The organism is Streptomyces sp. SN-593, from assembly GCF_016756395.1.
Taxonomy (GTDB): domain Bacteria; phylum Actinomycetota; class Actinomycetes; order Streptomycetales; family Streptomycetaceae; genus Actinacidiphila; species Actinacidiphila reveromycinica.
Window position 1 is genome coordinate 8,052,550 of the sequence record NZ_AP018365.1, and the last position, 10,271, is coordinate 8,062,820.

General features: G+C 72.7%; 9 protein-coding genes. 5 read left to right on the top strand and 4 right to left on the bottom strand.

Translation table 11 applies throughout. From position 1 onward, the window contains the following. Positions 1-14: 14 nt before the first annotated feature. On the bottom strand, positions 15-1,193 hold the full coding sequence (locus tag RVR_RS34155; protein WP_237405142.1) for a cytochrome P450: 1,179 nt from the start codon (positions 1,191-1,193) through the stop codon (positions 15-17). 68 nt (positions 1,194-1,261) lie between these two features. On the opposite strand from RVR_RS34155, the gene RVR_RS34160 reads away from it, so the two are divergent. The 4 genes from RVR_RS34160 to RVR_RS34175 all read left to right on the top strand — a co-directional run bounded on the left by RVR_RS34160 (position 1,262) and on the right by RVR_RS34175 (position 5,273). After that, positions 1,262-2,200: an SDR family NAD(P)-dependent oxidoreductase gene (locus RVR_RS34160; RefSeq protein WP_272933125.1), complete on the top strand. Its 939-nt coding sequence runs from the start codon at positions 1,262-1,264 to the stop codon at positions 2,198-2,200. A 124-nt stretch (positions 2,201-2,324) separates the two neighbouring features. Continuing rightward, complete coding sequence (locus tag RVR_RS34165; protein WP_202237791.1) at positions 2,325-3,134, top strand: enoyl-CoA hydratase/isomerase family protein; 810 nt, start codon at positions 2,325-2,327, stop codon at positions 3,132-3,134. A gap of 82 nt (positions 3,135-3,216) precedes the next feature. Next, positions 3,217-4,779: a class I adenylate-forming enzyme family protein gene (locus tag RVR_RS34170; RefSeq protein WP_202237792.1), complete on the top strand. Its 1,563-nt coding sequence runs from the start codon at positions 3,217-3,219 to the stop codon at positions 4,777-4,779. Then, positions 4,776-5,273: a PhlB family protein gene (locus tag RVR_RS34175; protein WP_202237793.1), complete on the top strand. Its 498-nt coding sequence runs from the start codon at positions 4,776-4,778 to the stop codon at positions 5,271-5,273. The genes RVR_RS34170 and RVR_RS34175 overlap by 4 nt, the downstream gene beginning before the upstream one ends. A gap of 17 nt (positions 5,274-5,290) precedes the next feature. Here RVR_RS34175 and RVR_RS34180 read toward each other — a convergent pair whose 3' ends face one another. Then, positions 5,291-6,511, bottom strand: a complete 1,221-nt coding sequence (locus RVR_RS34180) for an IS110 family RNA-guided transposase (protein ID WP_202237794.1) — start codon at positions 6,509-6,511, stop codon at positions 5,291-5,293. Positions 6,512-6,833: 322 nt separating this feature from the next. Between RVR_RS34180 and RVR_RS34185 the strand changes: the two genes are divergently transcribed. Continuing rightward, positions 6,834-7,970 carry a thiolase family protein gene (locus RVR_RS34185; protein WP_202237795.1) on the top strand — a complete coding sequence of 379 codons (1,137 nt, stop codon included), beginning with the start codon at positions 6,834-6,836 and terminating at the stop codon, positions 7,968-7,970. Positions 7,971-8,069: 99 nt separating this feature from the next. Here the strand turns inward: RVR_RS34185 and RVR_RS34190 are convergent, their stop codons facing one another. Together RVR_RS34190 and RVR_RS34195 are read right to left on the bottom strand one after the other, a co-directional pair. Next, complete coding sequence (locus RVR_RS34190; RefSeq protein WP_202237796.1) at positions 8,070-8,450, bottom strand: SCP2 sterol-binding domain-containing protein; 381 nt, start codon at positions 8,448-8,450, stop codon at positions 8,070-8,072. 11 nt (positions 8,451-8,461) lie between these two features. Continuing rightward, complete coding sequence (locus tag RVR_RS34195; RefSeq protein WP_202237797.1) at positions 8,462-9,706, bottom strand: cytochrome P450; 1,245 nt, start codon at positions 9,704-9,706, stop codon at positions 8,462-8,464. Positions 9,707-10,271 lie beyond the last annotated feature (565 nt).

Here is a 10,271-nt window from a genome sequence, read left to right on the forward strand (position 1 = left end):
GCCCGCCTCCCGGGTCACCACGTGACGGGCAGTTCGTGGATGCCGTAGATCCGCATGGCGTGGCGGAACGGGATCTCCTCCTCCGGCACCGCGAGCCGCAGCCCGGGGAAGCGGCTCATCAGCGAGCCGAGCACCACGCGCATCTCCATCCGTGCCAGCAGCATGCCCAGGCACAGGTGCGGGCCGTGGCCGAAGGCCAGGTGGCGGTGCGCGTCGCGGTGGATGTCGAAGCGGTCGGGCTCGGGGAACTCGCGCGGGTCGCGGTTGGCCACGGAGTGCAGGACCAGCACCCCCTGGCCCTTGCGGATGAGCCGTCCGGCCACCTCGACGTCCTCGGTCGCCACCCGGGCCACCCCGCCGGTGATGGACAGGTAGCGCAGGAGTTCGTCGACCGCGCCGGGTATCAGCCGCGGCTCGGCGCGCAGTTCGGCCAGCGCCCGCGGGTTCCGGAGCAGGACGAGCACCCCGAGGCCGATCATGTTGACGGTGGTGACGTGTCCGGCGACGAGCAGCAGCCGGGCGATGTCGACCGCGTCCTCGAAGGTGCAGGTGCCGTCGTGCACCTGCTTGACGACGAACCGGCTGAGCAGGTCGTCGGTGGGGTGGTCCATCTTGCCGCGGACGATCTGTTCCAGGTAGTCGCCGAGGTCGTCGATGGCCTGGTCGATCTGCTGGTTGGTGGACTCCTTGCTCAGCGCGGCGGCGGTGCGCTCCTGGAGGTACTCGTGCTGGTCGTAGGGCACGCCCAGGAGCCGGCAGATGACCAGCGAGGGCAGCGGCATGGCCAGTTCGCGTACGAGATCCACGGGCGCGGGCCTCGCGGCCAGCCCGTCCAGCAGGTCGTCGGTGAGCCGCTGGACGTCCTCCTGGAGCTCGGTCACCCGCCGGCCCAGGAACTCGGAGGTGAGCATCTGCCGGAACCTGGTGTGGTCCGGCGGGTCGTCGCGGATCATCCGGGTGAAGGCCCGCACCAGCGGATAGCCCGGGGCGCGGGAGTCGGAGCTGAACCGGGTGTCCGCCAGGACCTCCCGGGCCTCCTGGTAGCGGGTCACCAGCCACACGTCCTGCCGCTTGCCCACCGTCATCCGGGCCAGCGTCAGCGGCTCCTCCTCCTGGAGGGCGACGTAGCCCGGGGCCGGATCGAAGGGATTCGTCCTGGCCATCGGGAAAGCGACGAGCTCTTCGGTGCCCAATCCCGGCCTCCTGAATCGGTCGTCGACTGCACGACTGTCCAGTGAAGCGGACCGCGGGGAGGAAGGCAATGGCGGATCCGTGCACGGGAGTTGGCGACCCCAAGACGGGCGGAAGGGAGTTTACAGTGACTATCCGCTGGGGTAGCGTCTGCCCGTCACGGACGGGCTCGGCGTTGTGCACCGCGGAGGTTCACGTGTTACAGGGGCGGGTCGCCGTCGTCACCGGCGGGGCACAGGGTATCGGAGCGGCGGTCGTCCGATTGCTGGTTTCCCAGGGCGCGCGGATTTGCGCGGCGGACCTCGACGCGGAACTCCTGGAGGATTTGCGCGCGGAGGTCGGCGGGGACCGCGTCCTCACGGTCGCGGGCGACCTCGCGGATCCGCTCCAGCCGCGGCGGGTGTTCGAGCGTGCCGTCGACCATTTCGGGGATGTCGACATCCTGGTGAACAACGCGGGGTATTTCTGGGACGCTCCGGTGCACCGCATGACCGACGACCAATTCACGGCGATGCTGGAAATCCACGCGCTGGTGCCCTTCCGGCTGATGCGCGAGGCGCTGTCGCGGTGGCGGCCGGTGGCCAAGAAGGAAGCGGAGTCCGGTGCGCCGCGCCGGCGCAAGATCGTCAACGTGTCGTCGCGGGCGGCCCTGGTGGGTCTGCCCGGCGCGGCCAACTACGCGGCGGGCAAGGCGGCACTGATCGGGCTGACCCGCTCCGCGGCCCGGGAGAACGCCCGCCTGGGCGTCAACGTCAACGCGGTCGCCTTCGGTGCGGTGGACACCCGGTTCGGCCGGCCGGTCCAGGAGGGGACCGTACTGGAGACCGGCGGACGGAGCGTCCCGCTGGGCCTGGGGGAGAACGCCCAGGCCCAGGCCGGCGCGCAGCGCAGGTACCGCAGCCAGAGCGGCCGGGCGGCCACGCCGGAGGAGGCCGCGGCGGCCGTGTTCCACCTCTGCTCACCCCTGTCGGACCTGATCAACGGCGAGGTCGTGCAGGTCAACGGCTGACACCGCGTCGAGCGGCCCGACACCGCCGGGAGCCGTCCGACGCCGCCTGGAGCCCGACTCCGCCGCAGGTGCCGCGGCATCCCGCCGCGAGGCGGCCCGCCGAAGTCCGGAAACGAGGTGCCCCATGCCCGACGAACTCCGCCCGCCCACGGCCGGCGACGACACCGTGCTCTACGCGCAGGACGGCCGGGTCGCCGTCCTGACGCTCAACCGACCGCACCGCGCGAACGCCTTCGACGCGGCCCTGCGCCGCCGGCTGCGCGAACTCACCGATCGGGTGGCCGGCGACGAGACGGTCGGGGCCGTGGTGCTCACCGGAGCGGGGCGGCACTTCTCCGGCGGGGCTGACCTGCGGGAGACACCCGAGCAGCGCGCGGCGGAGCGCGGCCGGCCGATCGGCCTGGACCAACTGCCGAAGCCGGTGATCGCCGCGATCAACGGCGCGGCCCTGGGCGGCGGTTGCGAGATCGCGCTGACCTGCGACTTCCGCTTCGTCGCCGAGGGGGCGACGCTCGGGCTCCCCGAGATCCGCTTCGGCGCGCTGCCCCAGGGCGGCGGCACCGCGCGCCTGCCCCGGCTGGTGGGGCCGGGACCGGCCCGCCGCATGATCATGACGGGCGATCCGGTGAGCGCCGACGAAGCCCTGCGGATCGGGCTGGCGGACCAGGTGCTGCCGCCCGGCGAACTGCTGCCCGCCGCGGTCGCGTTCGCCGCGCACCTGGCCGAACGCCCCGGATACGCCCTCGGCACCGCCAAGGCGCTGCTCAACGCCTCGCTGGAGACCGACCTGCGGACGGCGCTGGCCGCCGAACGCAGGCTGGCGGCGGAGATGGCCGGGCCCCGGGAACACGCCGCGGCCCGCGCGCGGGCGGCGCGGACCGCGGACGTCTACGCCCGTGCCTTCCGCACCGGCGCCCCGTCGCCGGAGGACTGACCGCACCACCGGCCCCGAACACCGGCTCCGGGCGGGGCCCGCGACGCCGCGACCAGAAGGCACAGGCAGGAGAAGCAGGCGTATGACCGATGGAAACCCGACCGCGGGCGGACGGATGCGGCGGCCCGAGGCATGGGTGCGCGACTGTCCCGACAAGCCGGCCGTCGTCGACGGCGAGCGCACCCTCACCTGGCGGGAGTGGAACAGCGCCGCGGACCGGCTCGCCGACTGGCTGGACCGCACCGTCCCGGACAACCCGGTGGCGGCGGTCTACCTGCACTCCCGCGTGGAGTGGTTCGTCGTCAACCTCGCGCTGGCCAAGCTCGACCGCCAGCAGGTCGCGGTCAACTGGCGGCTGTCGGTGTCCGAGGTACGGCACGTCCTGGCCGACAGCGGCGCCGGGGTGCTCTTCCTCGACGCCCCCGACCCGCTCGCGGGCGCCCGGCTGTGCGAGGGCCTCGACACGCTGGCGGTGCCGCTGCGGGGCGACGGCGCCGGCGTCGACCTGCCCACCGCGATCCGGCTTGGGCGCGACACGCCCCGGGTCAGCACCGGCCGCGCCCGGCCGGTGATCTACACCTCCGGCACCACCGGCCGCCCCAAGGGGGTGGTCAAGGCCAACGGCCGCGACGACACCGCGCCGCCCGCCGTCCTGGCCTACCTCGCCGCCCGGCGCAGGCGCTACCCGGCGACGGCGGACAACCGCACCCTGGTCTCCCTGCCCCTGCACCACGGGGCGGGGGAAGGCCAGGCCCAGCGCGCGCTGGCGGCCGGGGGCACCGTGTACCTGATGGACCGGTTCGACCCCGAGGGGGCGCTGGAGCTGATCCAGCGGCACCGGATCACCGAGTGGAGCACGGTGCCGACCATGCTCTTCCGCCTCCGCGCCCTTCCCGCGGAGGTGCTGGAGCGCTACGACGTCTCCTCGCTGGAGCGTGTCGGGGTGGGCGGGGCGAGCGTGCCGTACGCGCTCAAGGACTGGGCGATCGACTTCTTCGGCGAGGGCCGCCTCCACGAGGCGTACGGCGCCACCGAGGTCGGCACCATCACCTCCATGCCCCCGCACCTGCACCGGGAGAAGCCGTACTCCTGCGGGAAGGCGCTCGACCTGGTGGAGCTGCGCGTGGTGGACCGCCAGGGGAACACGGTGCCTGCCGGCACCGAGGGAGAACTCCAGGTACGCACACCGCTCACCATCGACCGCTACGTGGGCGGTCCCGAACTGGGCGGCGACGACCTCACCGAGGACGGCTTCTTCCGGGTCGGCGACCTCGGCCGGCTCGACGAGGACGGGTTCCTCTACGTCACCGGCCGGGCCAAGGACATGGTGGTCAGCGGCGGGGTGAACATCTACCCGGCCGAGGTGGAGCAGGCGCTGCGCGAGTGCCCCGGGGTGGTCGACGCCGCGGTGGTCGGGGTCCCGGACGAGGAGATGGGCGAACTGGTGGTCGCCTACTGCGAGGTGGGGCCGGGGTCGGACCTGACGCGGGAGGCGCTGCTGGAGCACGCCGCCGAGCGCCTCGCCGCCTTCAAGCTGCCCCGCCGGGTGCACCTGGTGCCGGAACTGCCGCGCAACGCGATGCTCAAGGTGGTCAAGAACACCCTGCGCGCGTGGGCGGCGGAGGAGCCGGAGTCCGCGCGGTGAGGCCCTGGGAGTACGCGGACGCGCCCGCCGCCGAGACGGCGGACCCGGGTGGGTCGGCGGCCGGGGCGGGAACGGCGGACCCGGGTGGGTCGGCGGCCGGGGCGCAAACGGCGCCCGGCCCCGTACCGGACTCCGGCGCCGAGCCGCCCGCGGGCGGCCGGGAGGTCGTCCTGCGCGCGGTACGCTGCCTGACCTGCCGGCACCTTTCCTTCCCCCCGCAGACCTACGGCTGTGAGCTGTGCGGTGCGTACGGCGACGCCCTCCAGCCCACCCTCCTCCCCGGGCGCGGCACGGTCCTGGCCGCGGTGGCCCTGCCCGGCGACTCCGACGCCGGACGCCCGGCGGCGCTGCTGGCCGAGGTCCGGCTCGCCGAGGATGTCGTGGTCCGTGCGCTGGCGGGAGCCCCGGCCGCCCCCGGCACGCCGGTCCGCGCGGTCGCCGGCACCTTCATGGGACGCGACACCGTCCTCATGGTGCCGGAGGAGGGCGTATGAGTTTCCTGAGTCAACCTCTATGCCGCCAGGGGGGCGTCGGCGGTCGTGTTGATCTTGTTGTTGGCTTGGTGGATGTCGGGGTCGTAGCAGGTGCCGGTGCGCCAGCAGGCCCACATCACCCGGAGCCAGGATCGGGCGAGGATTCGGACGGCGTGGGGGTGCCGCTTTTTGCGGGCCCGGGCGTCGTCGTAGATCTTGGCGGCCCACTGGCTGCCGTGTCGGCTGTTGTCGGCGAAGGTCGTGAGCGCGACGCGGGCTCTGCGGTTGGTCGCGAAGCGGAAAGCGACTGTGCGGGACTTGCCCGAGGCGCGGGTCACGGGGACGACGCCGGCTTCGGCGATCAGCTGTTCGCAGGTCTGGGCGCGTTCCAGGAGCGGGCCGATCTCGCCGATGACCTGGCCGAGGCTGATCGTGCCGATGCGCGGCAGGGTGGCGAACAGCGGCGCGTAAGGGTGCGTGGCGGTGGCCTCGGTGATGGCCTTGTCCAGGGCGCGGATGGTCGCGCGTATGCCGTGCACGAGCTGGACCTGGACACGGATGAGGTGCTCGACGACCGTCTCGCTGAGGCGGGAGGCGGCTGTGGGGGCCGAGCGCAGGCGTTCGATGAGGACGCTGCCGGGCTTCTTGCCGCAGTAGCCACGGCGTTTGCACCAGGTTTCCAGGCGCCCCGCGGTGAGCTTGGCGGCGGAGGCCGGGGTCGGGTAACGCTCCAGGAAGGCCTGGGCGATGTCGCTGTCGAGCTTGCCGAAGACTGCCTTGCCGCCGGGCCAGTGTTCGTCCAGGAGCGCGGCGAGTTGGTTGACGGCGGCGATGCGGGCCTCGATGTGGTCGGCGCGCTGGCGGGTGAGGGCCTGCAGGTCGAGAGTGGCCGGCTCGGTGGGCTCCAGCCGGGGCAGCAGGTGGCCGTCGGTGCGCAGGTAGTCGGCGAGTTTCATGCTGTCGCCGGCGTCGGTCTTGGCTTTGGAAGCGCCCCAGCGTGCCCGCATCGCGTGAAAGGCGTTCGGGTGCACCGGCACCACCGGGTGCCCGGCGGCCAGGAGCCGGTCGACGGCCAGGCCCCTGGTGGTCTCGATGGCGACCGGCAGGTCCGCGGGATCTCCGTGCTTGCGCAGCCGGGCCAGGGTCTTGGCGAACCCTTCCTCGGTGTGGGTCAGTTCCCACCGGTCGATGCGTTTGCCGGTGTCGTCCATGACCGTCACGTCGTGCGTTTCGGTCGCCCAGTCCCATCCGATGAACACGTGCGTCGTACTCCTGTACCGCTGGCGGAGCACCTGCCCGGTGGTGAGGTCGTCTGCCGGGAGCTCATTAATCGGCCCTCTGCGGGGCGTGTCCCTGAAGCCGATCAGACGGCCTCGGCCCGGCAGGGCTGGCAGAACTCACGCTGGCCGTCGAACGGCTCGCGACGATGGCCATGCACCCGCCGGGACCGAGAGGTCACAACCCTACCGAAGAGGGCTGCAGAAGGGATGGTCCTCTAATGAGCGGCCGGCCCGTCATGGGGGCCGGCCGGTTCCGCACCGGGCACGCACGTCCCCGGCGACCGCGCGAGAAGGAGTGACCGTGGCTCTCCCCGGAATACGGCCGGTGTTCGTGGCGGGCGGCGGGCTGCACGCCTACCAGCGGGCCTCCGGCACCCCGTACGTGCAGTTGGGACTCACGGCGGTGCGGCGCGCGCTGGAGGACGCCGGGCTGGCCTGGCCGTCGGTGGAGTCCGCGTACGTGGGCAGCGCCCAGGTCGGGATGGCCGCCGGGCCCGTGATGCTCCGTCACCTCGGCGCCACCGGCCTGCGGGTGGTGCAGGTGGAGAACGCCTCGGCGTCGGGTTCCTCCGCCTTCCGGCAGGCCGTGGTCGAGGTCGCCGGCGGTTTCGCCGACGTGGTCCTCGCCGTCGGGGTGGACACCCCCGACCCGCGTCCCGGCGGGCCGTCCAAGTCCGCCGTCCGCGACCTGGTGGGCCGGCTGGGGACTCCCGCCGCGCACCTCGCGCTGGCCGCGGAACACCACCTGCGTCAGACGCCGGCCACGCCCCGCCAGCTCGCGCTGGTGGCCGTGAAGAACCACGCCAACGCGGCCGCGAACCCCTACGCACAGCGGCGGCGGCGCCGCACCCTGGAGGAGGTGCTGGCCTCGGGAACCGTCGCGGGCTGCCTCACCCGCCTCCAGTGCGCGCCGCGCGGCGAGGGCGCGGCGGCGGTGCTGGTGGTGTCCGAGGAGGCGATCGGGCGCTACGGGCTGGACCGCGGCGGGTGCGTGCGGGTACTGGCGTCTGCCTCCCGGACGGTGGCCGGCCGCACCGGCCCGGGGGCCGAGGTCCGGGTCACCGCCGACACCGCGGCCGAGGCGTACGCCCAGGCCGGGGTCGGGCCGCGCGACCTGGACGTGCTCGAACTGCACGACGCCTTCAGCGTCGAGGAACTCGTCTACCTGGAGGCAATGGGGGTGTGCGCCCCCGGCGAGGCGGGGGCGCTGCTGGAGCGCGGCCGGTTCGACATCGGCGGCGAACGCGCGGTCAGCCCCTCGGGCGGACTGCTGGGCATGGGGCACCCGCTGGGGCCCACCGGCGTCGGCCAGGTCGTGGAGGTGCGGCGGCAGCTCCTGGGCCGGGCCGGAGCACGCCAGCACCCGGGTGCGCGCACCGCCCTGGCGCACATGGTCGGGGTGGGCGGGGTCTGCCTGGTGCACGTGCTGGGCCGCTGACCGCTGACCGCTGACCGCTGACCGCTGACCGCGGAGCCGGCACGCGTGAGCCGGCACGCGCACCACGGCCGCCCGCGGCGCCCCTCCCGTCCAGGGGCGTCAGTCCGAGGTGACGGCGTTCAACTGCCGCAGCACCTCGATGGCCGCCGGCGTCTGGAGCACCGAGACCAGGGGGAGCAGCCGGTTGAGGTCCCCCTCGACCGTGATCCGCCCGCTGATGACCCCGCTCACCGCGTCGATCTCGCCGCACAGCATGGCGAGTTCGACCGAGCGCTGGTACCGGATCACCGCGTGCGGCGTCGGGTGGACGCCCAGCCGGCTGTCGGTGAGCCGGCCCTCCCGGATGTCGTCGAAGTACCGGGCCGGGCCCGCGTCGCCGTGCACCTCGTGCTGCACGACGGCGGTGGCACCGGGGACGACGGGCAGGGCCGAGCCCAGGCGCAGGCGTTCGGCCAGCCACTCCTCGGACAGCAGCCGCATGACCGCCCCCGTCAGGACAGCGAGTTGAGCGTGAAGGAGGAGGTGCCCAGCCTGGCGCCGGGGGTGAACCCCACCTCCAGGCCGCGGGAGATCCGCGCCTCCCAGTTGGGCGCCGGCCGTTCCTTCCCGTCCTCGGCCCGCCAGTTGTCCTCGACGATGCGGTAGTCCGGAATCCGGGCCAGCACCTGCTGGACCATGGTGGTCGCCTCGGACTTCCCCAGGGAGCCGCCGATGCAGAAGTGCGCCCCGTGGCCGAGGCCGACGTGCCGGTTGGGCGACCGGTCCATCCGCACCGCCTTGGGCTCCTCGAAGACCGCGGGGTCGCGGTTGGCCGCCGCGTAGGCGATGGCGACCCGGTCGCCGGCCTTGATGTCCTTGCCGTAGAAGCAGACGTCCTTGGTGGCCGTACGCGACAGGAAGGGCACCGGGCTGTAGTAGCGCAGGAACTCCTCCATGGCGGCCGGCAGCCGGGACGGGTCCGCGACCAGGGCCGCACGGCGGTCCGGGTGGGCCGCCAGGTAGGACAGCGCTCCGAGCGCCAGCCGCGCGGTGGTGGCCATGCCGCCGATGACGAAGGTGAAGCAGATCTCCACGAGCTCCATGTCGGTGAACTTGCGGCCGTCCACCTCGGAGGCCAGCAGGTAGGAGACGAGGTCGTCCTCGGGCTTCTGCCGGCGGGCGACCACGGTCTGCGTGGTCCGGGTCAGCAGCAGCGACCAGGCGCTGTTGAGCTCGAAGCGGTCCTCGCCGCGCACGTGGACGGCGTCGGCGAAGATCTCGGCGTCCTCCACCGGCAGCCCGAGCAGGTGCAGGGTGGTCATGGCCGGTACCAGCTTCGCCAGGCCGTGGAAGAGGTCCGCGCGTCCGGACTCGATGAACTCGTCGATGCACCAGTCGGTGTACTCCAGGAAGCGCGGGGCCAGCTTGCGCACCGCGCCGGGGCCGAACCGGTTGTTCAGGAGCTTGCGGTACTCCTGGTGCAACGGCGGGTCTATCTCGATCGGGACCGCGCGCACGGGGGTGGAGGGGACCATGACGCCGGCGTAGGGGCTGCCCCCGTTGGGCAGTTCGTGCCGGGAGGAGAAGGTCTCCGGGTCGCGCGCCGCGGCGCAGACCGCCTCGTAGCCGGAGACGATCCAGCGCCCGCCCTCGTAGTCCCACCAGGTGACGGGTTCGTCGCCCTGCGGGCCCTCGTGGAACCGGTCGTACCGCTCATCCTTGACGAACTCCTGGGTGGACATCCCTGCGTCAGTCATGTTGGGCACCTTTTCTGGGCGGTTCCGGAAGGGGTCCGCCGCCGGCCTGGACCAGCCGGGACGCGCAGCCGTCCGGGCCGGTCGACGGGAGGAGGAATGGTCGGTCCCGGTGAACGTCCGTGCAAGATCACGCGTGCGGGAAGGAAGGAGGAGAAGCGCTTGCCGGCCTGGAAATGCGGGGGAATCCCCGTCCGCCCGGACTACGTCTGACGGAAACCATGGTGCACACGGCTTGTGGCTCCGAATACGGTATCCGGGCACTTCTTCGGCGTCAAGAAGCCCAGTGGGAAGGTGAATTGTGAAATGGCGTCGATTCGCCTCGGGAGACCGGGCCCGCCGATATCGGCAAAGGAAAGGCAAAGCCCGTGAGTTGGGGGCCCGTGGGTGCTACACGGGTGAACCGGACGGGTGTTGACTTCCCGTTTGTGTTCGATTACGCTGACATCCGCACTGGTCAGTACCATGTCTGCCCCATTGAACAGCAAGTCGAACGGTTCTCTGCCCTTCGGATCTGCCGGGGCGACGCGCACGGGATTCACCCGAAGCCGTTCCCTCACCCTTTTCC